Genomic DNA, 23,711 nt, shown 5'->3' with positions numbered 1-23,711 from the left:
CACTCCTTATTGTCGTTTTTCCATTCTCCATTCAATCCAGTTTTTTATAACGAGCGTAAAAACTGCGATGAGTGACATTAAAGTCGCCACAGCGAACGCTGCTGAAAATTGATATTCATTGTACAAAATTTCAATGTGAAGCGGCATCGTATTTGTAACGCCGCGCACGTGACCAGATACAACGGAAACGGCGCCGAATTCACCAATGGCCCGGGCATTACATAAAATCATGCCGTATAAAAGGCCCCATTTTATATTCGGAAGCGTAACGTGCCAAAACATTTTCCAGCCGCTTGCGCCAAGTGATAGCGCCGCTTCTTCTTCACTTTTCCCTTGCGCCTGCATAACTGGGATTAATTCACGCGCAACGAATGGAAACGTAACAAATATCGTCGCAATGATAATGCCAGGAACAGAGAAGATGAGCTTTATCCCGTGTTCCATTAACCATCCGCCAAGAGCAGCACGAGGTGTGAAAAGTAAAACGAATACTAATCCTGCGATAACTGGTGATACAGCAAACGGCAGTTCAATAAGAGATAATAATACTTGCTTTCCTTTAAACTGAAACTTCGTAATAAGCCAAGCTGCTGCTATTCCGAATATCGTATTCAGCGGTACAACAATTAATGCAACGAGAAGTGTTAACCTGATTGCCAAAAATGCTTCTTGATCTGTTACAGCGGCAATATATACATCAATTCCTCGTTCGAACGCTTTCATAAAAATTGTCACGAGCGGCAGTAATAGAAAGAGAGATAAAAATAAAATTGTTATCGTAATGAATAGAATTGGTACAAATTTAGATTCTTTTTTAACTGATACGCTTTTTACTATTTTCTTTTCTAATAATGTTGGTTCCATTTTCTCCCCTCCTATTCACTTTTCAGTTCATGCCTTCTGCTCCAAGTTTGAATCATATTAATAAATAGTAGGAAAAGGAGAGAAATAATAAGCATCACAGCCGCTACAGCTGTTGCGCCTGCATAATCATATTGTTCTAGTTTCGTCATAATCATAAGCGGTGCGATTTCTGTTTTCATCGGCATATTACCTGCAATGAACACGACAGATCCATATTCCCCTAACGCCCGAGCAAAGGCGAGTGAAAAACCAGCAAGTAGAGCCGGGAATATTTCTGGCAAAATAATTTTCACAAATATTTGAAAGCGTGATGCCCCTAAACTAGAAGCTGCTTCTTCTACTTCTTTATCAATACTTTGCAGCACTGGTTGCACCATTCGAACGACAAATGGTAAGCCAATAAACGTAAGCGCCACAATAATGCCGAGCTGGGTAAAAGCTACTTTTATATGAAACACACTAAATATTTTTCCAATAAAGCCATTTTCCGCATAAAGCGTCGTAAGTGTAATACCAGCTACAGCAGTCGGAAGAGCGAATGGTAAATCGATTAGTCCGTCTAATAACCGCTTCCCTGGAAATGTGTAGCGAACGAGTACCCAAGCAATTAATAAACCAAAAATGGCATTTACGATTGCCGCTGCAAGTGAAGTTGTGAAACTTACTTGATAGGAATGCAACACACGCTCACTCGTTATAACTTGTGCGAACTTCTTCCAGCCTAGCTGCGAAGTTTGAATAAATACGATAGAAAGTGGTATAAGTACGAATAAGCTCATATACAGCATTGTAAATCCAAGAGATAATCCAAACCCTGGTAAGACACGCTTCTTCCTCATATAACGTCACCTCATCCCCCCTTATTTTTTATACATTTGATCGAATACGCCGCCATCATTAAAATGCTTTTCTTGTGCTTTTTTCCATCCTCCAAATAGTTCATCAACTGTAAATAATTGAACTTTCGGAAATTGTGATGCGTACTTTTCTGCTACTTTTTCATTACGAGGGCGATAAAAGTTTTTCGCCGCAATTTCTTGCCCTTTTTCTGAATACAAATATTCAAGATATCCTTCTGCTACTTTTTTCGTTCCTTTTTTATCAACGACTTTGTCTACAACTGCTACTGGCGGCTCGGCAAGTATACTAATCGAAGGTGTTACAATTTCGAATTTATCTTTTCCAAGTTCTTTTTGTGATAATAACGCTTCATTTTCCCAAGCGATTAACACATCACCAATTCCTTTTTCAACGAAAGTCGTCGTTGCCCCGCGTGCTCCTGAATCTAGTACTTCTACGTTTTTATAAATTTGACCGACAAACTCTTTCGCTTTCTCTTCACTATTGTTATATTTCTTCAGTGCGTATCCCCACGCCCCTAAATAGTTCCACCGTGCTCCTCCAGATGTTTTTGGATTCGGTGTAATGACAGACACACCTTTTTTCGTCAAATCATCCCAATCTTTAATTCCTTTCGGGTTTCCTTTTCTCACAAGAAATACAATCGTTGATGTATACGGAGTAGAATTATCCGCAAGTCGCTTCTGCCAATCTTCTGCTAGTTGTTTCTTCTTACTAATCGCGTCAATATCATAAGCGAGCGCTAATGTTACAACATCTGCTTCTAAGCCGTCAATAACGGAGCGTGCCTGACTTCCAGATCCCCCGTGTGATTGCTTTACATTTACTGTTTGACCATGCTTCTCTTTCCAATACTTCGCAAAGTCTTTATTGAAATCTTGATATAACTCACGCGTTGGATCATATGAAACATTTAAAAGTTCGACTGTCTTCTTATCTGTACTTCCTTCAGAATTGTTAGTGGATGTTGCCGAACCACACCCTGACAAAAGGACAAATGCTGATAATAAAACACCTGTACTTTTCATTAATGCTGTCTTACTCCACTGTTTCATATATAAAGCCCCCTTAGTTTGTACAATAGAAAAAGGCACACAATCTATTCACAAAAGTGAACGTTGTGCGCCTTCAGTTTCTCTGATGAGCTTCTATTGTATTCTGTTTGATTTCTTTCCATTTTAATTCCGTAATTCACATGTGTCAACTTGGAATTCGGAATTATTATATAAGAAACTTCATACAAGCTAAAAATCAGCGGGAATAGAATCCCACTGATTTTAGTTTCGATTTATTTCTTTAACTTATCTGTCTTTGCAATAAATTGAGCTGCTTCTGCGCGGCTTACCGATTTATCTGGAGCCCATCCATTATCTGTTCCAACTGAAATATTTTCTTGGATTAAAATGTTCGCATACTTCGTACCCCAATGATCTTTTAAATCAGCAAATTCTTTTGGTAGTTTAATATTTTCATTTCTTTCTAATTTATATGCATTCACAAGCATAGAAGCCATTGATGCACGGTTAATTAGCCCGCTCGGATTAAAGTTACCCTTATCATCACCTTTTACAATGCCAGCTTTTTCAACTGCTGCGATGTATGGTGTAGCCCAATGATTTTGCGCGTCAGAGAATGATGGCTTCGCATCTTTATTAATTTCTAATCCTAAAACAGTAGCTAATATTTTTGCTGCTGAACCACGATCGATATTTTCAGCTGGTGCAAATGTACCATCTGGCTTACCGTGTACTGCCTCTTTGTCTACTAAATATTGAACTGACTCTTGTGCCCAAGTTGGTACATCTGAGAACTTAGATTTCTGTTCAATTGCACTCGCATCGATTTCAAACTGCACTTGATATTTATGATCATATTTAATTGCTGGAATTAATATATGCATTTGCATATTATATTTTTTCGAGAACTCATCGATTTCAAATTGAACAACCTTCGTACCATTATTTGTTTTATCTTCAGAGATCACTTTCACATCATGGAATGTCCCTACTTTATTAGTATCTTCTACTCTAAGGTACTGGAAATAGCTACTATCTTGAATTGTTAACGTAACGATTTTTTTGTCACCTTGAATTGTTACTTTTGCATTTTTTAAATACGTAGAAGCAACAGATGTTTCATTCGTTTGATCTTTATAAGTTTTTAAAATAACGTCATATGTACCATCTGCAAGTTTGCTATTTGCTTTCATTTCAACCGCTGCATCTGCTTTCGCAATAGGTACCATGATACCGCTAAATGGAACTGCTAAAGTTGCTGCTATAACGAATGCATTAATATATTTTTTCTTAATCATTATCAATATGACATCTCCCTTTATATGAATATACCCAACATAACTATCATATTGATAATGATTATCAATGTCAAATAAAAAATTAAACGAATAATACCTATTTATTACACAAATATGCTTTCCGATCATTTTTAAACAATAAATAATGAGCAGTATGCACTTTTCTCTCTAAATAATCTAATGAATACGTACCCGATGGATCCACTAAATCCCCAATCGCCCCTGAAAGGTGATCAATTACCTTTTGCAATGTTTCTAAGTTCTTCTTTTCACTCTCCATATTCATTTCATCCATAATGTCACAAATAAGATATTGTACTTTCCGTAAGCGTAATTCCTTCTGCTCCACGTATATCTCCTCCTTATTAGCAATATTACGTTTTAAATATATGGGCTTATAGCTTAACCAATTCTAAAAAATAACGTGAAACTTTAATGAGTAAGAATTTTGTCCATCCAAACTAATCCAGCTTTTTGGGACAAAAAGATATCCATCTCTAAACATGTAGTCATAGAGATGGATATCTTTATTTTTACACTTGCAATGCCTTCTCTCTCAGAGCTCTTCGTAACAACTTACCAGTTGTATTCTTCGGCAATTCTGTTAAAAACTCAATGCTCATTGGCACTTTATATTTCGCTAAATGTAACGTGCAGTAATGCATAAGCTCTTCTTCTGTTACGCTCGTTTGTTTCAGAACGACGTAAGCTCGCACTGCTTCTCCTAAGTTTTCATCAGGAACACCGATTACGACAACTTCAGCTACCGAATCGTGAGTGTATAATACTTCCTCCACTTCACGAGGATATACGTTATAACCACCAACTAAAACAATATCTTTTTTGCGATCGACGATATAGAAGTAACCTTCTTCATCCATTTTCGCTAAGTCTCCTGTATATAGCCAGCCATCTTTAATTGTCGCCGCAGTATCTTCTGGCGCATTATAGTAACCTTTCATAACGTTAGGGCCGCGAACAATTAACTCCCCAACTGCACCAACAGGTACTTCTTCCCCAAGTTCGTTCACAATTTTATTTTCTACGTGCCAAATATTCGTGCCAATAGATCCTGGTTTACGAGGACGGTCTAACGGGTTAAAACAAGTAACTGGTGATGCTTCTGATAAACCGTATCCTTCTGAAACGATAACGTCAAAACGTTTTTCAAAGTTTTGCAGAAGGGCAACAGGCATTGATGCACCACCTGAAATACAAAGGCGAAGTGTCTTCACATCTTCTGCGCTCGCTTCTTCAAATAAATATAAGTAATTGTACATGGTCGGTACACCCGCAAAAATCGTTGGTTCATACGTGCGACAAATACGGAATACTTCTTTCGGACTAAATTTCGGTAACATTAAAATAGTCGCCCCGTTCACAATCGGCGCATTGACCGCCACTGTTAAGCAAAATACATGGAACATCGGCAGTGCCGCAACGACGCGATCGTCCGCAGTATATTGTAAATACGACGCCACATCGCTTGCATTACTATATAAATTTTTATGTGTTAACATAGCGCCTTTTGGCTTTCCAGTTGTACCTGAGGTGTATAAAATAACAGCTACATCTTCTTCATCTAGTTCAGGACCTTCGTAAGTTACATCTCCAGTTCCTATACAACTAGTAAACGTTTTCATTTTTTCAGTTTCTGTATGAGTAAAATCTGATGAGGTCTCGCATATGATGATATTTTCAAGTGAAGGAAGTCTTGTTGTAAGAGATTGTATAACAGGTAGAAGGACGTCGAGTACGATGATTGTTTTTACATCTCCATTTTGTAATATGTAATGTATTTCGTCTGCTGTATAAATTGGATTAATCGGAATGACAGTTGCTCCGGCTTTCATCGTTCCGTATAAACCTACTAAAAAATGTGGTGAATTGCCTACAGCTAATGCGACATTGTCCCCTTTTCCAACGCCCATTTTTGCTAAATTACTAGAAAACCTAGTGACCACTTTGTTTAATTGGTCATAAGAGACCGACTGATCCATAAATATGTACGCCGGTTTATCCCCCTTCTTTTTTGCCGTTTCAGCCAAAGATTGAACGAGATTCACACAAACCCCACCTTTATAAAATTTAGAATATTTAAAAATTCTAAATTAATTATATTAAAAGAAAATTAAAGTAGCAAGTGATATTCTATTAATCGAATATACATAAACCACTTTCTTCCAGAATACTTTAGTACGATACGAGAATTATATGTGAAAGAAACAGGTACAAACATATAGTTAAACTGTAGCTAAAATCATTGTAGGATAATATGCACTCATCTTTCCCCTAAGTTTTTCACCTTCCTCTTTATTTAAAGCCGTATACTCTCCATACAAATTGAGAGCGTCCGCTCCATTTTCATGCAAGTAGACTGTAACATATAGTGTCGGTAATCCTTTATTGTCTTCATCTATCGACAAGACAACATCTGGCGTTTTACCAACGCTACTAAACGTTTCATTTCTTTTCCATTTCTTATTTTGAAACATAGTTTGTATATCATTTATTTTTTGTTTGTTATTTGTATGCGTATAATATATGACATTATCCTTCGCTGGCTTTCCAATAGACAAAGTCGTACGGTTTGAAGAAGTTTCATCGTTACAAGCTGTCATTCCAATAACGAAGCTGATCAATAATATAAAGTGTATTATCCTTTTCATTTCGATCATCCTCCTTTAATTATATATACTTCCTTTATAATAAAAGAATGTCCTGCTAGTAGATGTTTTTAGGGACGCTTTTAACGGTAAATGAATTCATAATAAAAAAAGCCATCCCAAAAGATATTTCGGGATGGCTTCTTCTTTTAGAAGAATAAATGCAAGAAATCTTCTGTTGTAATATTACCGAAATAGCGTACGATATCTACGCCTTCTAAAGCTACAGTGAATGCATCTTTATCAAATTGTACACCTGTTAGACGCTCTTCAATGTCATGGACATCTAGTGATCCGAAGAAGTCACCGTAAATTTTACATTCTGTTACTGTTCCTTTTTTCACTTCAAGACGAACGTCAACTTGTCCAACTGGGAAGCGGTGTGAATGTTGTAAGTTGAACTTCGGAGATTTTCCGTAGTTCCAATCCCAATTTTGGTAGCGCTCTTCAGAAAGTTTATGGATTTCTTTCCAATCATTTTCTGTTAATTCGTACGTTGGAATTTCTGTTTCACCTTCGAAAATTGTTTCTAGAAGAAGTTGTCTAAACTCTTCTGTCGTCATTTTTTCGTTTAAGAACTCTGTAATATTCGCAACGCGGCTACGGATTGATTTAATTCCTTTTGATTGAATTTTATCCATTTTCACTTTTAGTGCTGATACAACGTGATCGATTTCAGAGTCAAATAGTAACGTACCGTGACTAAACATACGACCTTTCGTTGAGAACTGCGCGTTACCTGAAATTTTTCTACCTTCAGCTAAAATATCGTTACGACCACTTAGTTCTGCATTTACGCCTAATTTACCAAGCGCTTTCGTTACAGGCTCTGTGAACTTTTTGAAGTTGCTGAAACTATCTCCATCATCTTTCGTAATAAAGCTGAAGTTTAAGTTTCCTAAATCATGATATACTGCGCCTCCGCCTGATAGACGACGAACAACATGAATACCTTGTTCTTTTACGTAATCTGCATTAATTTCTTCTACTGTGTTTTGGTTTTTACCAATGATAATGGAAGGTTTGTTAATGTAGAACAGTAAATATGTTTCGTTAATATCTAAATTCTTCACACAATATTCTTCAATTGCTAAGTTTATTCTAGGATCTGTAATCCCTTTATTATCAATAAATAACATCGTATCACCTCATGAGTTCCAAATGTAACCACTATGCGCTAGCGTAATATGGCCACTGAAAATTTGTTTTGCTTCTGTTACTAAATCAGATGGGTTTCCTGTATGCGGTAAGTGCGTTAATAAAAGTTCTTTTACATTTGCATCTTTCGCAATACTTGCCACTTCTGTACTATTCATATGCCCTGCTTTTGCAGCCTCTTGATGTGCATACATATTACACTCACAAATGAAAAGATCAGCATCTTTCGTGAACGGAATAAATTCAGGAATATAACTTGAATCTGCACTGTATACAACAACATCATCGCCAGCTGTAATACGCATCGCAAAGCATGTAACAGGATGAACAGTTTTTAAAAATGAAATGGAGAACGGTCCAATTTGAAGTGTTTCTTCTGGATTGTACGCGATTCCTTTCGTATGCGGTGCATGCGTTAAAGAATGGAATCCATTCTCGTCAAACGTATGACCGTATATTGGTAGTTCCGGTAGTTGCCCCTTTGTCGCACTCGTAATTAATCTTGCATATTGCAGCACCCCAATGTCTGCAACATGATCATGATGATAGTGCGACAATACAACTGCATCTATATGAGATGGTGTTATATATTTTTGAATCTGTGCTAGTACACCACTACCACAGTCTACAAGTAAACGAAAACCATCGTGTTCAAACAAATACCCCGACGTTGCTTCTCCCGCTTCTGGAAAGCCGCCCCAAAAGCCGACAACAGTCATTTTCATATGTATCCATCCTTTCTAAAACCGAGTAGGAATGCTGGTTTTCTCCGTACTTGAGAAAGTTTTTTACTTACATCCTACATTGTTAACTATAATCCATTTCCTAAACTTTTTCATTAATTTTCAACTTTGTTATAAAACAGTTGTTGACTTTTGTTTTTTGTACTAATACAATGATAGTAAGAAATGGAAATGGAGGGATTGACATGATCGATCAACCAATGGAGTTTTTCCGAAATTTACCGACGAAAACTTGTGCTCATTGCGGGAAGGAAATTGATGAGCAGCACGAAGCATACCATAACAAATGTGACGATTGCGTTCACGAAGAATAGTAGTTTGTAAACATAAAAAAACCTAGCAGACATAGTCTACTAGGCTAATAACATCGTATCCTTCATCGTTGAACCTTTCACCAAGAGCTCCAGTTCAAACTCATACAATTCTTTTTGTCGATAATTTTTCGTATGGATTTTATCCATCATTAAGTCGACAACTTTTCGGGCCATCTCGTCGATTGGTTGTTCAATTGTCGTAATACCTGGCTCTGTAATCTGCGCTAAAATTTGATTATCAAAACCGATCACAGCGAGATCTTCTGGAATACTCCAACCATGGCGTTTCGCCTCTGAGATAATTCCAGCTGCAACCTCGTCGCCTCCTGCCAAAATCGCGGTAGGATTTTTTTTGTCCTTTAATACTTCATTGAATATTCGTTTTCCATCATCCCAGGAGAAAGCGTTTTCAAGAAAATCGATCGCTTCCACTTCTCTACTCTTTTCAGTAATAGCGCGTAAAAAGCCCATTTTTCGCTGTTGGCTCACTACTTTCGTTTCGTTGCCACGGCAAAAAATCAGATTACGATATCCTTGTTCTAATACATGATTGGCAGCTATGTATGCACCCTGTGCATGATCGAACTTCACTGTTGGAACATTTGCTTCCTCAATATATTCATTACATAACACGATTGGACCGTGTTGCAAGTATGGCTCCACATTCTCCCATGGATTTTCTAGTGAACATAGAATAATCCCATCTACTTGTTTCGTAGATAATAATTGTAAATACTCCATCTCTTTTTCCGGTAAATATCTTGTTTGACAAATAATCAGTTTATATTTATGTTCAGAAGCAGCAATCTCGATTGCTTCAATAAATCTACTAAAAAAAGGATTTGTAATCCTTGGAACAAGCACCGCAATTGTTTCTGTTTTTTGTTTACGAAGCCTTCTCGCCGCAGAATTAGGAACGAAGCCTAAATGCTTCATTGCTAATTGAACCCTTTTCTTCTTCTCATCTGAAACATATGGATGATTATTGATCACCCTAGAAACCGTTGTCCTTGATAACCCCGCTAATTTCGCCACGTCCTCGATAGTCGACACGAAATTTCCCCCTTTGCATGAAAACGTTTTCTTATCCTGATTATATAGTATATTATTGGAAACTGCAATATAGGTTCTTATGATTTTACTATATTAATATTATACATAGGAAAAAGTCTGTTAATGGCAGGGAATTACATACTACTTTTAGAAGTTCACAATAAGAATATTTATAAAATAAAGGATGATATTTCATGAATCGGACGGATCGTTTATTAGCTATATTAATTGAATTACAAAGAAAACAAACCGTTACAGCACAAAGCTTAGCTGAAAAATTTGAGACAAGTATACGCACTATTTATCGAGATATGGACGCACTCAGCGAATCCGGCGTTCCCATTTTTTCAATGCCTGGTCACGGCTATTCATTAATGGATGGTTATTTCTTGCCACCCATTCAGCTTACGCCGGAAGAGGCTGTTACTCTTTTATTAGGCGGTGATTATATCGAGAAAACTTTCACTTCTTCTTTTTCTGTACATGCGCAATCGGCAAAAGAGAAACTTGAGGTTGTCCTCTCTACTGATCAAAAAAAGAAAGTTGAAGAGCTGCGAGGAACTTTCCGTTTCCTTTCTCCTATATTTTCGCATCAGCAACCCGAGCGAGAACAACTAGAAAACCAACTTTTCTTATTGCAAGAATCTATTCAAAAAGAACAAGCTATCTCTTTTTCTTATCGTAAACCAAGAGAAACTACAAAAATAAAACGGACCGTTCATCCTTACGGTTTAGTCAATATTTCAGGAATTTGGTACATCGTTGCTCATTGCTTACTTCGAAAACAAATACGTAATTTTCGTTTAGACCGTATGGATACATTACAGCAAGAACAAGAATTCTTTACAAAACCGAAAGACTTTTCTTTACAAGACTATCAACCTGAAAACAATCGAACTGTTACGATCCATTTATTATTCCCATCCCATATTGCACATAAAATTGTTGAGTCACGATACTTTTTTATAGATTCATACGAGCATAAAGATAATGGTTTTCATGTCTTTTTGAAATCAAGAAGTATAGATGAAGTATTTCAATGGGTATTAAGCTGGGGGAGCCAAGTGCAAGTACTAGAGCCAAAAATTCTTTCTGAGAAAATATATGATGAAGTAAAAAAAATGTTAAAACTTTAATTTTTTATTTTACTACTGACATAATGTTGTCAGCATCCCTCCTTTATTGTAGGTATTAACAAATACATTTTCTTAAAAAGGGGATACCAATATGAACAGTACTGTTATGTTAGAGAAATTCGAAAGTTTAGCAACGTGTTATGTGAAGGAATTAGACAAATATACGATTGAACAATTTAGAAAAAAACCTTCTGAAGAAGAATGGTCGCTCGGTCAAATGTATAACCATCTGCTAGCTGCTACATATATGCAATTAGATGCAATTGAGAAATGTAAAACTGAAACACCATCTGTAGCTAACAAAAAAACGGATATGGGTGAAAAAGTATATACAATGGGTGCTTTCCCTCCTATACAAATAAAAGTGCCAAATCGCTCTGGATACACACCTGAAAATCCATCATGCAAAGAAGAGATACAGGAGCGTTTTCTAAAATTAATTACAGCTGTAAAAAACATTGAACCAATGCTTGCTTCTATTCCAAATGATTGTAAAGTGGAGCATCCTGGACTTGGGTACTTAAATGCTCCAGAGTGGTTCCAGCTCATTTCTATGCATTTTTCACATCATCTTCTTCAGAAAGAAAGATTGGATCACAGTATTTCATAATTTACCATAAAGAATGAAAGAAGGTGGTTTGGCACATAGCCAAACCACCTTTCTTCATACAAATGAATAAAAATATAATCCAATATACTTTTATTGTAATTTAGATATTTCTTGCATAAATCCAGATATACTTGCTAATGCACTAGTAAAAACGAAAAGCACAATAATGAGAGTGACAAGTTTATTTTCATTTAAATTCGTAATTGTTTTTAAGCCTATTCCTAATAAAACGTAATACCAAATATTAAATATATCTATCCTTTGAGCGATTGCATGTAAAACCATATTATCTGTTGCTATCGCACCTAAACCTGTATAGGACAACTCATATCCACCAAGGGAGAACGCAATCAATCCGTTTAAAAGCATCCCTAATTTTAATACAAAAGATGCATAGATAATGATAGGAAATGTTTCCTTGTAGTTAATATCGACTCCAAAAAAAATCATAATGTTTTTATAGAATATAGGCGCAAAAAATATAGCTACTATTCCACTTACTGTAGAAATTCCAAATGAAGTAAAGAAAGTTATGTATTTTGGAACAGTAAATCCAGTTTTATCATGAAACATACTAAGTGCAGGGTTATGTAAAGAATTCCAGGAAATTAAGGCGCTTGAAATGATAATAAGTAAAATTAAAAGAGTTAATGGGAGGAATATATTTCTTTGATTCCTCATCCTTTTGAATTGTAATGTCGGTGAAGTGAAAATCCCAAAAACCGATGGCTTCCTCGAAAATTCTTCATGCATAAGACTGCTAGCTTGCAAGACAATCCCTCCTTTATCGCTACATTCATCATTTTAATACAGCAAAGATATGAAAACAGGTTCTTACACAATTAGAGCTCTCTATAACATCTCCCACCTCGTCCACTCTTCCCTCGCATTCACACTATAAATATTGTCTTCTCTGTCCATAAACCCATGTATAACAAATTCTCTTCTTATCGTACAAAAATCATCATGATACTGTTTTACGAACGCATTAATTTCTTCTTCTGTATATTGGTTTCCAGCATCCAGCTTTCTAATCAAATGTTCCAATAAGACTAACTTTTTCTTTTTTTGACCTGGAATCGATTTTAAGCGGTCCTCTTTATCAAAAAAGTTGCGAATGGTCGTATCACGAAATTTCATTTGGCTTTCGGTCATTTCGTTCTCCTCCATCAGTTTTTATATTATTAAACTTTACCGTTTTTCTTTATTCTTTTACTTAAAAAATCAATAAAGTAATATCCACCAATTAAAATATAATAGGTTACAATCATTCCCACTATGTCTTTCATACTCGTATATTCTTTTTTATGAAACAAAATCGGAGATAGTGTATAAACTAAGAAGCAGACTAGCGGATATATGATGAAATAGAAGCGAGATTTTTGTCTCATACTATCAACTCCCCTGTAATATGATTCTATTCAAATTGTTGTGATTCCTTTCTTTCGTTTAGGCTACACATAAAATATAGTAAAATTAAGGAAAAGATGCTCTTTGGAAAGTAAGAACCATTCTGAATAATATTCGAAAGACCATACACCAAATATGCAATGTTACATATTTGGTGTATGGTCTTTCTTGCTATAATAATATCCATATAGATTGTATTTTAAATAAAAAAGGATTATATGCAATGAATCAAATTTTAGAGGATGCAAAACAACTATTACATCATGAAGAAAATATTTTATCCACTTTAAGATGTTCACTTACTGGCTATATTATTACACATAATGTCCCTCGTTCCGGAGTGTTACTTGCCACTAATAGGAGGGTTATTTTTTATGGACAATCATTCAAATGTTGTAAAAATGCATTGATTGTGGAATTTGAATATAAAAAAATTCTATCCATAGAGACGAAAAGAACATTCTTTGATAAAAAACTAATATTTTACTATGAAGACGAATATATAACGGTGGGCCAAATTTTAAGCTCGAATATTGAGGGTTTTTTAAATGTAATACAGAGAAAAGAATTCAATAAAGTGAAACTTTAATCCGTGGGGGATTTTGTTCATCCCCCACGGATTATTAGCCTACACCAATTGGGATTTTACGGAATAAAATACTTTTCATCTAAAAGAGAAGTACAGTTCACCTTTCTTACAACTGTATTTCTCTTTCATTTTTACTTCTCTCATCCACACTTCTCTTAATTTACTTATCACTCTCATTCCTGTAACCTATTATTCAAATTGAAAATTTTATATGGAAAATTATGTTACAATTAACTTATACATATTTTGGAGGGAAAATAGTGAAAAAAGCTATTATAGTATTAAGCATCCTATATCTTATTTTAACCGTACATACGGGAGCTGTTCTTTTAGGAAAAGAAGATTATAGAGGTGCTATCAATACATTAAAAGAAACGAAGGAGGTCTCTTCATTTCAATCTGCAAAAGACGGTGTGATTTTATTAAAAGGAACATTAACTACCGCGCAACCTATTACAGAGGAAAAACTTCAAAATAAAGAATTTGCACTTCTTGAAATTAATACGTATAAACGACGAAAAGCAAATTGGAAAAACATTGATACCGAGCAGCATATTGCAAAGCAGCTCTTACTAAACAATGAGGCTCTTCCTGCATTAAAAGAAATCCGTTTTTCGATGGAACCAATTACACTGTCAGGAAAAGATATTTCCACCGAAGATTACTCACTAAAAAAGGATGATACTCAATTAACAATTAAAGGTAAAGGATACCGATATACAGGAATAGAAAACAAATCAGACACTCTTATTTTTGGTATAAAAAAAGGAGATACACTTGAAGGGTATAGTGGTTCTGAAATTCTAATAGGAAAAACAAAAGAGGACATTGCCAGCAACATGAAACTATATACTTTTGCTGAAAGATATGGTCCATTTGTTTGGATTGTAGCTACAATTATTCTTATAAGTATTGTTATATACTTGTTCCGTAAAAATAGAAAAACAAATGAACTTTCTCATCCAATAAAACAAGACCAATAAAAAAGGCACCATTTCGGTGCCTTTTTTATGTTCCTTATTTACGCTTCAACCGATTGATTTTCAGCAACATTTCTAAATTGTCGCTTATGCATCCAAGTTAATGAAGCAATTGTTCCAAGTGATAATACAACGATAAAGATCATGAGTATCCCAATATTTTGCCACATGAAGTTAAAGTCTCCGCTTGATACGACTGCTTTCAATCCTGATACAGAATATGTCATCGGTAACCAAGCATTAAATGGTTGTAAATACTTCGGAATCAACTCTAGTGGGAATGTTCCAGCACTTGTTGTAAGCTGAATAATTAATGTGATGATGGCGATGAAACGCCCTGCATCACCGAATGCTGTTACTAAACATTGAATTAATGAAATAAACGCTAAGCTCGTAACAATACTAAAGAGTATAAAGTATGGAATACTTTGTACTTCTACACCTAACCAGAATAGTAATATGACATCTGCTACTATTGCTTGAATAATACCGACTGATAGTAAAACACCAAACTTACTAATAAACCAACTAAATCCTGATTTTGGAACGCCAACTGTATCACGTAATGGATATACGATTGATAATAGTAATGCCCCAACAAATAAACCGAGTGATAAGAAATACGGTGTAAATCCAGTTCCGTAGTTTGGAACTTCCGCCATTTTCTCCGTCTTCACTTTTACAGGACTTGCAAACATATCATACGTTTTATCCGTACCTTTTACTTCTCCTGTTTTTTCTGCACCTTCACCAAGTTTCTCAGCCAGTTCACCTGAACCGTCGTTTACTTTTACGAGTCCGTCAGTCACTTTTCCAGAGCCGTCTGCTAGTTTATTTACGCCGTCGATTAGCTGTGTTGAGCCAGTTGACATTTTATTTAGACCACCATTTAGAGTACCTATGCCTGTTGTTACTTGACTTGAGCCATCCTCTAATTGCGTTATTCCTCCTGTCATTTGGCTTGCTCCTACAGATAATGTACCTAAACCGCCTGTTACTTGACTTGAGCCATCTGCTAATTGAGTTACTCCATCAATTAATTGACCTGACCCGTTATTTAATTTATCTACACCTACTTTGGCATTACTTAATCCTTCACCAAATCCATGAAATTTGCTTACAAATTCGTTTTGCGCATTCAGTAATTTCTTAATACCCTCCGTTAAAGATTGCAATTTCGCTGTATTCGGTAGTTTGTTTTGCGCATCACTTGTTGTTTGAGTTATTTCACCTTTTAATTGTTTTACTTCTTCATTTAATTTATTTGTTCCACCTGCTACTCCAATAGCTTTCTGCTGAACTGTCGCTGTACTTTTCGCCGCATTTGTTATATATGGTTGTAACTTCTCTTGATATTCTTTTGGTAAACTCTCGATTTGCTTTTGCAAATTAGCTACATCTTGCGCTGCAGTTTTTGCATCTCCTGCTGTTGATTGAGTAAATTCATTTAACTGATTTACGTTTTCTGCAGCTCCGTTCATTTTCTCATTTACAGTATTTAATATAGAAGGAACTTTCGCCTGCATTTCCTCTAAACCTACAACAGAATGCTTTACTGTACTATTTAAATCTTGCAAACCATTTTCAATTTTTTGAGAACCTTCTTCTAATTGACTTTGTCCTCCAACAAGCTTTTCCATACCGTTCGCTAATTCATTCGTTCCTGTTTTTAATTCACCTGATTTATTTGCTAATGTATTCAAACCATCAGTTACTTTCTGAGACCCATCTTGCAATTTCCCTATACCTATCTGCATTTCACCCGTTTTGCTATTTAACGTATTTAAACCTGTTGTTACTTTTCCTGACCCATCTACTAATTTATTAGATCCATCTGCTAATTTCTGAACTCCATCCTTCATCTCCCCAGACTTCCCTTGAAGTGTATGGAGTCCATCCGTCACTTTACTTGATCCATCATGCAACTCACTAGCTCCATCATGTAACTTATTTGCTCCGTCCGCTCCATCTGCTAATCCTTTTGAGACGTCCTTAATGGAATCAAACATTTTCTCTGCATATGTTTTCGTTAACGTGCTTGATACTTCACCTTTAATTTTTTCAATTGCTGTTCCGCCAATTTGTGAAGATAAGAAGTTTAAACTTTCATTTGGAATGTATTCTAAGTTTAATGGTTTCGGATCGTCTTTTAATAACGTTGTAGCGTTACTTGAGAAGTCATCTGGAATACGTACTAACATGTAATACTTTCTGCCTTCCATTCCCTCTTTCGCTTCTCTTTCACTTACAAATTCCCATTTAAAACTTTTATTATCTTTTAAGTTATCAACGAGCCCTTTCCCGACCTCAATTGGTTTCCCATCAAGTTCTGCACCTTTATCTAAATTGACTACCGCAACTGGCAAGTCATCTAGCTGTTCATACGGATCCCAAAAGGCCCATAAAAACATACCCGCATATAAAATCGGTACAAATAAAACCGCAATGATTGGGATTAATATTTTTTTACTTTTTATAATCTCTGCAAATTCTTTACTAAGCAGCTTATGCCATTTCATAATTTATCCCCCTTTTTTAAAATGACCAAAATTCATTTATGGTCATTTTTACCCAAATAAAAAGGCTATATCTGTTCATACATATGCCTTATCCCCGAATTTATACTATGCACATTTTCATCTACATGATTATATTTAACCATCCTCCTTATACGATTGACCAATTTGTTCAATTAGTCATTTTTTATAATAATAAAAGGATTATCTTAATTTGACAATCCTTTTAGTAAATAAAGTTCGAATAATTCTGAGATTTTTTCTTTTTCTAACGGTTCATGATTTTTTTCCCAATCAAAAATAAGCGATACGTATAGGCGAAGCATAATAAACGCTGTAATTTCTGGATCACATTTGCTAATTTCACCTTTTTCAATTGCAATCTCTAAATAAGATTGAATAACAGAAACGATTTCCACATCTACTTGTTGCATCACTTCTTGTACTTCTTTCGTTCCCATATCGCGCTCTTCTTGAATTAATTTAATCATGAGCTGATGTTCTTTTCTAAATTCTAATATGCTATATAATGCTCTATGTACATTTTCAAAAAATGAAATATCTGAACGAATTGCGTCTTTTGCGACTTGCTTCATTTCTGTAATTAAATTAGAAATAATTTCACCAAATAGTTCTTCTTTATTTTTGAAAAAAGTATAAATCGTTCCTTTTCCTACATTCGCTAACTTCGCTACTTGATCCATCGTTGTTGCTTTATAACCGAACGCTGAAAAAGACTTTGTTGCAGCTTCAATAATAGAGCGTTTTCGATCTATCGCCACATCGTCACCTCCAAAAATGACCAATTGGATAATATAGTCAATCAGTACATCTTTGATATTACCACACGCTTACATTCTAGACAAGTTCTCTTTTTTATTATTTCCAGTATAAAAAAATTCCAGTCAAGTTATATAATACTGTCATAGTGTATCAGAAGAAAAGAGAAAAAGAAAAGGTGTTCTTAAGATATATGATTAAACCTTACTTAACGACAACAAATTTCCCTTTTTTCAAATAATCAAATAAAAAAACAAGAAAATCTTTACATTTAATAGTAATATAGAAAATAGACAAGTTTATCAAAATAGTGGAGGCTTTTTCAGTCATGATGCGTGCGCTTCGTTTAAATATAAAGCAAGCTTTTTGTAGTCGTATTTCTTTAATTATTATGTTTAGTGGATTCGTTCTTATTTGTATTTATCACTATTACTATGTAATTCGTTATTTAGGAGACGCAGCGAGTGGACCTATTTCAACAGATATAAAATGGATCGGATTTCGCGACAATGAAATGGATGTTTATTTATTATTAATGCCAGTTATTGCGAGTTTCCCCTTTAGTACAAGTTACAATTCGGATAAGTCAGATGGTTTTAAACCGTTTGTGAGTAAGGGGATTTCTTTATTTCCTTATTCATTAATGAAATATATCGTTACGTTTTTTTGCGGAGGATTACTTTATACATTTCCATTCATCTTATCGTTATTATTTTGCAAATTAACCATTCCAGACGGAACACCTACGATTGGTTCAGGCATCATAAATGCTGATGGAATGTTCGCAAACCTATATTTCGATGCGCCTCTCACTTACATTACTGTATATATCGGAATTAATTTTTTATTTGCAGGTTTAATGGCTCTTTTAGGACTTGCTGCATCTGTATGGTCACAAAAGGACTATATGGCAATTCTCTTTCCATTTGCAGTTGCCTCCATTCCTTACGTCCTGCTAAATACAATATTTCCTTCAATAGGCGGAGCACCTATTCATTTATATGATCCGAAACAACCATTGCAAGGCATGTCACCGTACATTTTAACGATGCAATGTGCTTTCTTCCTTCTCGTTAGCTTATTTATGTATATACAAGGAGTAAAGCGGGATAGAAAAAAATATAGAAGAAGACTGCAAAAAAGAGATCGGTGTAGAAAAGCGTTTCAAGCAATTTCGGACTAAATAATTGAACGAATAAGAGCGTAATTCCCTAAGTTAGCTTAGAGAATTACGCTCTTATTATCATTTACATTTATCAATCTTATATTTTCAATACTCATATAATCCTCTCCCCTTTACGGCGTACCTGCCAATCCCCATAAAATAACGATCGCCGCAAAATAAATCGCTTTAATAGCTACCACTAAACATAATGCAATAATTGCATATTTACTTAATTCTCTTCTTGCACCGATTAAAGTAAAAATAACCGCCAAACTAAACGTTATATAGGAAGTTGCGGTATTCATTAAATAATACATACTATCTAGAGTCTGTGTAAGCCCTGTTATATCAGCTACAAACTGAAGCATGACGATCGTACTAAAAAAAATTGCAAGCTGATTCATTAATTTCCCGTTTATTCGGGCTACCATATGTCTACACCTCCCTGCATCAAAGAATGAATATTCAATCTATTTTACCATAAAAATCCCTAATAATGGAAAAGAACGCTTAGTATATTTCTAAGCGTTCTTTCTCGACTATTTAAGAAGCCTTCTTCAAATCAATTTGAACAAGTACTGGATCGTGGTCACTTACACGTCCATGCTCTTTCATAATGTTTGAGTTTAAGTGCACTGGATCTACAATTGTGTATGGTGCGATGTTGTTTGTTACTAAAATATGATCTAACACTTGTGCATTTCCTTCATGAATGTACGTGTAGCGGTTCTCTTTCGGCACTGTGTTTAACATATTTTTCAAGATTGTTCCTTCTAGTGCTTTTAGTGGTTTAGCGAACTCAAAATCGTTCATATCCCCTAACACAACAACTGGTGCATTCGTGTTCTTTTTCTGAATTCCTTGTACGAAGTGATTTACTTCTTGCGCTAACTGAATTCGTTTTTCTTCACTCTTTAATACGAGCGGCTGCACTTTTCCAAATGGCGTTGCATCTCCTATTTTTGAGTTTAAGTGATTTGCAACGACAACAACGTTTTGTCCTTGGAACGTAAATTCTGCTGCAAGCGGTTTACGTGTACTTTCAAATAATGAACTTTCGTCTCCAATGCGAACAACATTTTTATCAAGTAACTTCGGTACTGCTGCTAATTTCACGCGTGATGGGTTGTAGAAGAAACCGACACGAATATTAGCTCCTGGTGCTCCTCCGTCTAGATTATTATTCGGAGCAATTTCTACATACTCATACTTTGGTCCACGAATTTCTAGAACTGCATCAATGATACGTTTTGCACTTAATGAAGCATCTGTTGTACCGTCATTAATTGATCCATTGTTATCTTGCATTTCCTCTACACCGATAATATCTGGCATTTTTAAATTGTATTTAATAGAATACGCTAACGCTTTTACTTTTTCATCTGTTGTTTCTTTTTTATTCGCCGAGAAATTTTCAATGTTATATGTAGCAACTGTTAACTTATCAAGACGAGGCTGAATATTTGCCCCTACTTGCTTAAATCCGCCGTCCACTACAGATGGTAATTCCGTTATTGGCGCAATGCGGAACGAACCGTAATCATATCCGACTACCCCTGTTATATCTCCAGTAAAAGTATCTCCTACTTTTGCTACATAATCACGAGGTACTTTTACAGAAAGACGTTCTGGGTTTAATTGATTTTCATCTAATACAGGTGTGCCATATTTCGTTACGACTTTATTCCCGCCATTTTCTACTGTTACATATAAATTCCCGTTTTTCTGAGGGGCAATAATTTTTGGCGTTGGCATCGTAACGCGCATACCTTCTACACTTTCATAAAAGTCGATTGCATCTTCATTTGGATCAAATAAACCGAATGCATCATTATCGATAATTTGATCAGGAATTTTCACACCGTTTTCTCCAAGTACAATCGGCGCTGGTAAAGGTTGATCTTTTGCGATGACAGCAACGCGGCTCGCTTTAATTTCCGTCGTCGTTAAATCTGTGTCAAACCTTTCTGCATATCCAGGCCCAACATATTCTTCTACTTCTCCATCAACTTGGACAAGATCTCCTACTGCTACATTCACATCTTTTTTGTATACGTAAATACCTTCAGAAGTAGCTGGATCATTATCCGGCTGATTATCTTCTATATAAAAACCATTTTTATCAAGCACTGTGACAACGCCTTCCACATTGTTTACTTTCTTCCCATTGTAAGGAGAAATATGTGATTTCCCTTGAATATCATGAATACGAACTGGTTCATTTGTTACGATTATAAATGAAAATGTCGAAACTGCTGAAGAAGTAAGCCCTTCTTTTTCAGCGATTGCTTTCACTACACTATTTTCATTCACTACAATTTGTCCGTTATAACGAACACTTTTGTTTGTAGGATTAGAGCCATCTAACGTATAGTAGATTGTTGCTCCTTCTGTATTCGTTGTTAATGTTACTGCTGTTCCTTTTGCAACTTCCCCACCATTTGGTGATGCCACTACATCGCTAACGCGGTTTTGTTCTTCTCCTTGAAACTTATGAGCTGTTACTGATTTTAAACCTGGGCTACCGAAATATAACTCAAGCGTCCCTGTCAACCTAACTTTCTTCCCGATATTTTCAGGATGGTCTTTCACATTTACTGCCAATCTCACATCGCCTTTTGGCAATTGAACAGGCATGATTTTGTCTGGATTCGTTTCGTTTGGCGAATCGGCAATTGCCACGTTTGTGTCGTCAAACTTAGCCGGATCTTTCGTGTATTTAGAAGGACTTTGCGTATACCCAACGATATATCCTTCCACTATCCCCTTCGTTTTCCCTTGCTGCTTAAATACTTGAATTGCTTTTTCTACTGACATAGAAGTAGTTTCTTCCGCCTGCGCTAAAGTTCCAGTAAATGAAAGCAATAACATCAATGATAAAAAGACACTTAATAATTTCTTCACAGCCATTTCCCTCTCCCTATTTCATATTTTCTCAACATTTCTATCATATCAAATGATTCGTTATATAGAACTATATTTCGACAAGTTTTACACAAAATTTATTTAATTTACAAGTTTTCAAACTATAATACAAAATAACTTATATAGGTTTATTGACTAAAGGTATTTTATCCAATAAACAAAACGCCTTCAATATAATTGAAGGCGTTTTGTTTGAAATATTTTAATGTGCGACTAATTTAGTCTCCATTACTTTCTCTAAATGAAATAACACACGTTTCGCCGCTAACTCACCTTGCTCAATACAAGCCGGAAGACCAGAACCAGAGTAAGAACTACCTGCCAAATACACACCTGGCAATTCTTCCTCCATAAATGTTGTGAGCTTTTTCATTCGCTCTTTATGGCCTACTGTATATTGAGGCATCGCTTCTTTCCAGCGGCTTACAATTGTAAACTCTGGATCCTCTGTAATATCCATTGTCTTTTGTAAGTCTTCGAGTACGAGCTGCACAATTTCTTCGTCAGTTTGTTCGACAATCGCTTCATCACCTGGGCGTCCGACGTAACAGCGAAGAAGCGTTTTTCCTTCTGGCGTTGTATGTGGCCATTTTTTGTGTGTCCACGTACACGCTGTAATTGTATAATCACTATTTCTTGATACGACAAATCCGGTACCATCAATATCACGCTGAATTGCAGACTTTTGGAAAGCAAGTGCCACGTTTGCAACTGATGTAGACGGAATGTTACGGAAGAAACGAAACTGCTTATACTGCGCAAACATAGATGGCAATACTTTATGCGGCGTCGTAACTACAATCGCGTCTGCTTCCATTTCTTTTCCGTTACTAAGCGTAATCGTATAACTATCACCAAGTTTTGCAACCTTTTCGATACGAGTGCCCTTCATTATCATATCATTAGGAATCTTCGTTTCAAGAGATTCTACTATAGATTCTAAACCGGTTTTCACAGTTTTAAATATTCCTTTTTTCAATTCAGCCTTCTCTTGCTTTGGAGCGAGCGTACGCATACCGAGTGAAATACTACGGTGCTCCTGTTCAATTTGATAAATTTGAGGGCATGTTGACATTAAACTCATTTCATCAATATCCCCTGCATAAATACCAGATAATAATGGCTCAATTAAATTTTCAACGACTTCATTTCCAAGACGATGCCTGAAAAACTGCCCGAGTGATTGATCAGAAACTGGTTTTGATCTAGGCATTAATAAGTCAAAACCAGCTCTTAGTTTACCAATTGGGGAGAACAATCCGGAAAATAGAAACGGCGTAATTTGCGTTGGAATTCCCATCATTGAACCGCTCGGCATTTTATGTAACCGATTGTTTACGAGAACGAACGATTGACCGGCCTTATTATTTACAAGTTCATCGCCAAGTCCTAATTCTTTCACTAATTTAGCTGCACTCTCTTTTCTTGCTAAGAAAGAATCAGGGCCACGTTCAATTGTAAATCCATCTTTTTGAACGGTTTCAATTTTCCCGCCAAGTTTACCGGACGCTTCTATAAGCAATGCATCTATCGGCAAGTTTTTTTCACGAATTTCTTTTTGTAAGTTATACATTGTTGTTAATCCTGTGATGCCACCGCCGATGATCACAACTTTTTTCCTCAAGTA

General features: G+C 35.8%; 24 protein-coding genes. 6 read left to right on the top strand and 18 right to left on the bottom strand.

Annotation, left to right across the window (positions count from 1 at the left end):
- Positions 1-6 precede the first annotated feature (6 nt).
- The 9 genes from cysW to LCF45_RS05670 form a co-directional block, all read right to left on the bottom strand.
- Complete coding sequence (cysW, locus tag LCF45_RS05710) at positions 7-864, bottom strand: sulfate ABC transporter permease subunit CysW (RefSeq protein ID WP_003187851.1); 858 nt, start codon at positions 862-864, stop codon at positions 7-9.
- Positions 865-875: 11 nt separating this feature from the next.
- Complete coding sequence (gene cysT / locus LCF45_RS05705) at positions 876-1,703, bottom strand: sulfate ABC transporter permease subunit CysT (protein ID WP_002168928.1); 828 nt, start codon at positions 1,701-1,703, stop codon at positions 876-878.
- A 21-nt stretch (positions 1,704-1,724) separates the two neighbouring features.
- On the bottom strand, positions 1,725-2,780 hold the full coding sequence (locus LCF45_RS05700; protein ID WP_263894671.1) for a sulfate ABC transporter substrate-binding protein: 1,056 nt from the start codon (positions 2,778-2,780) through the stop codon (positions 1,725-1,727).
- Between the two features lie 233 nt (positions 2,781-3,013).
- A complete protein-coding gene (locus LCF45_RS05695; protein ID WP_043331655.1) occupies positions 3,014-4,039 on the bottom strand; it encodes an S-layer homology domain-containing protein in 1,026 nt (341 codons plus the stop codon).
- Positions 4,040-4,136: 97 nt separating this feature from the next.
- Entirely contained in the window at positions 4,137-4,388 is a 252-nt protein-coding gene (locus LCF45_RS05690; protein ID WP_000435463.1) for a hypothetical protein, read from the bottom strand.
- 184 nt (positions 4,389-4,572) lie between these two features.
- Positions 4,573-6,105 carry a fatty acid--CoA ligase family protein gene (locus tag LCF45_RS05685; protein WP_002011193.1) on the bottom strand — a complete coding sequence of 511 codons (1,533 nt, stop codon included), beginning with the start codon at positions 6,103-6,105 and terminating at the stop codon, positions 4,573-4,575.
- A gap of 177 nt (positions 6,106-6,282) precedes the next feature.
- The gene (locus LCF45_RS05680; RefSeq protein ID WP_002140761.1) at positions 6,283-6,708 is read right to left on the bottom strand and encodes a hypothetical protein; all 426 of its coding nucleotides are present in this window, start codon (positions 6,706-6,708) and stop codon (positions 6,283-6,285) included.
- A 146-nt stretch (positions 6,709-6,854) separates the two neighbouring features.
- On the bottom strand, positions 6,855-7,844 hold the full coding sequence (locus LCF45_RS05675; RefSeq protein WP_002030357.1) for a lipoate--protein ligase: 990 nt from the start codon (positions 7,842-7,844) through the stop codon (positions 6,855-6,857).
- A gap of 9 nt (positions 7,845-7,853) precedes the next feature.
- Positions 7,854-8,588 carry an MBL fold metallo-hydrolase gene (locus LCF45_RS05670; protein ID WP_263894670.1) on the bottom strand — a complete coding sequence of 245 codons (735 nt, stop codon included), beginning with the start codon at positions 8,586-8,588 and terminating at the stop codon, positions 7,854-7,856.
- A gap of 203 nt (positions 8,589-8,791) precedes the next feature.
- On the opposite strand from LCF45_RS05670, the gene yhfH reads away from it, so the two are divergent.
- Complete coding sequence (yhfH, locus tag LCF45_RS05665) at positions 8,792-8,920, top strand: protein YhfH (RefSeq protein ID WP_000567010.1); 129 nt, start codon at positions 8,792-8,794, stop codon at positions 8,918-8,920.
- 39 nt (positions 8,921-8,959) lie between these two features.
- Here yhfH and LCF45_RS05660 read toward each other — a convergent pair whose 3' ends face one another.
- Positions 8,960-9,973, bottom strand: a complete 1,014-nt coding sequence (locus LCF45_RS05660) for a LacI family DNA-binding transcriptional regulator (protein ID WP_002087115.1) — start codon at positions 9,971-9,973, stop codon at positions 8,960-8,962.
- Positions 9,974-10,167: 194 nt separating this feature from the next.
- Here LCF45_RS05660 and LCF45_RS05655 point away from each other — a divergent pair, with 194 nt between their 5' ends.
- Together LCF45_RS05655 and LCF45_RS05650 are read left to right on the top strand one after the other, a co-directional pair.
- Entirely contained in the window at positions 10,168-11,109 is a 942-nt protein-coding gene (locus tag LCF45_RS05655) for a helix-turn-helix transcriptional regulator (protein WP_002168933.1), read from the top strand.
- A gap of 91 nt (positions 11,110-11,200) precedes the next feature.
- Positions 11,201-11,719 carry a DinB family protein gene (locus LCF45_RS05650; RefSeq protein ID WP_002168934.1) on the top strand — a complete coding sequence of 173 codons (519 nt, stop codon included), beginning with the start codon at positions 11,201-11,203 and terminating at the stop codon, positions 11,717-11,719.
- Positions 11,720-11,809: 90 nt separating this feature from the next.
- Here LCF45_RS05650 and LCF45_RS05645 read toward each other — a convergent pair whose 3' ends face one another.
- The 3 genes from LCF45_RS05645 to LCF45_RS05635 all read right to left on the bottom strand — a co-directional run bounded on the left by LCF45_RS05645 (position 11,810) and on the right by LCF45_RS05635 (position 13,110).
- Positions 11,810-12,490 carry a YknW family membrane protein gene (locus LCF45_RS05645; RefSeq protein ID WP_002168935.1) on the bottom strand — a complete coding sequence of 227 codons (681 nt, stop codon included), beginning with the start codon at positions 12,488-12,490 and terminating at the stop codon, positions 11,810-11,812.
- Between the two features lie 81 nt (positions 12,491-12,571).
- Complete coding sequence (locus LCF45_RS05640; protein ID WP_002168936.1) at positions 12,572-12,874, bottom strand: DUF2087 domain-containing protein; 303 nt, start codon at positions 12,872-12,874, stop codon at positions 12,572-12,574.
- Between the two features lie 29 nt (positions 12,875-12,903).
- Entirely contained in the window at positions 12,904-13,110 is a 207-nt protein-coding gene (locus tag LCF45_RS05635) for a hypothetical protein (RefSeq protein ID WP_002125823.1), read from the bottom strand.
- A 242-nt stretch (positions 13,111-13,352) separates the two neighbouring features.
- Between LCF45_RS05635 and LCF45_RS05630 the strand changes: the two genes are divergently transcribed.
- Positions 13,353-13,718 carry a PH domain-containing protein gene (locus tag LCF45_RS05630; RefSeq protein WP_002168937.1) on the top strand — a complete coding sequence of 122 codons (366 nt, stop codon included), beginning with the start codon at positions 13,353-13,355 and terminating at the stop codon, positions 13,716-13,718.
- 221 nt (positions 13,719-13,939) lie between these two features.
- Positions 13,940-14,701, top strand: a complete 762-nt coding sequence (locus LCF45_RS05625; protein ID WP_002168938.1) for a hypothetical protein — start codon at positions 13,940-13,942, stop codon at positions 14,699-14,701.
- 38 nt (positions 14,702-14,739) lie between these two features.
- Here LCF45_RS05625 and LCF45_RS05620 read toward each other — a convergent pair whose 3' ends face one another.
- Positions 14,740-17,217: a YhgE/Pip domain-containing protein gene (locus LCF45_RS05620; RefSeq protein ID WP_263894664.1), complete on the bottom strand. Its 2,478-nt coding sequence runs from the start codon at positions 17,215-17,217 to the stop codon at positions 14,740-14,742.
- A 206-nt stretch (positions 17,218-17,423) separates the two neighbouring features.
- Positions 17,424-17,996: a TetR/AcrR family transcriptional regulator gene (locus LCF45_RS05615; protein WP_002168940.1), complete on the bottom strand. Its 573-nt coding sequence runs from the start codon at positions 17,994-17,996 to the stop codon at positions 17,424-17,426.
- Between the two features lie 326 nt (positions 17,997-18,322).
- On the opposite strand from LCF45_RS05615, the gene LCF45_RS05610 reads away from it, so the two are divergent.
- The gene (locus tag LCF45_RS05610; protein ID WP_002168943.1) at positions 18,323-19,177 is read left to right on the top strand and encodes a hypothetical protein; all 855 of its coding nucleotides are present in this window, start codon (positions 18,323-18,325) and stop codon (positions 19,175-19,177) included.
- 113 nt (positions 19,178-19,290) lie between these two features.
- Here LCF45_RS05610 and LCF45_RS05605 read toward each other — a convergent pair whose 3' ends face one another.
- From LCF45_RS05605 to hemY, 3 genes are all read right to left on the bottom strand, one after another.
- On the bottom strand, positions 19,291-19,590 hold the full coding sequence (locus tag LCF45_RS05605; RefSeq protein WP_263894663.1) for a hypothetical protein: 300 nt from the start codon (positions 19,588-19,590) through the stop codon (positions 19,291-19,293).
- A 112-nt stretch (positions 19,591-19,702) separates the two neighbouring features.
- On the bottom strand, positions 19,703-22,069 hold the full coding sequence (locus LCF45_RS05600; RefSeq protein ID WP_263894662.1) for a DUF6359 domain-containing protein: 2,367 nt from the start codon (positions 22,067-22,069) through the stop codon (positions 19,703-19,705).
- 217 nt (positions 22,070-22,286) lie between these two features.
- A complete protein-coding gene (hemY, locus tag LCF45_RS05595; RefSeq protein ID WP_263894661.1) occupies positions 22,287-23,708 on the bottom strand; it encodes a protoporphyrinogen oxidase in 1,422 nt (473 codons plus the stop codon).
- Positions 23,709-23,711: the final 3 nt, after the last annotated feature.

The sequence above is a fragment of the Bacillus sp. 41-22 genome, from assembly GCF_025809295.1.
Lineage (GTDB): Bacteria > Bacillota > Bacilli > Bacillales > Bacillaceae_G > Bacillus_A > Bacillus_A mycoides.
This window is presented reverse-complemented; position numbering and strand designations above follow the sequence as displayed.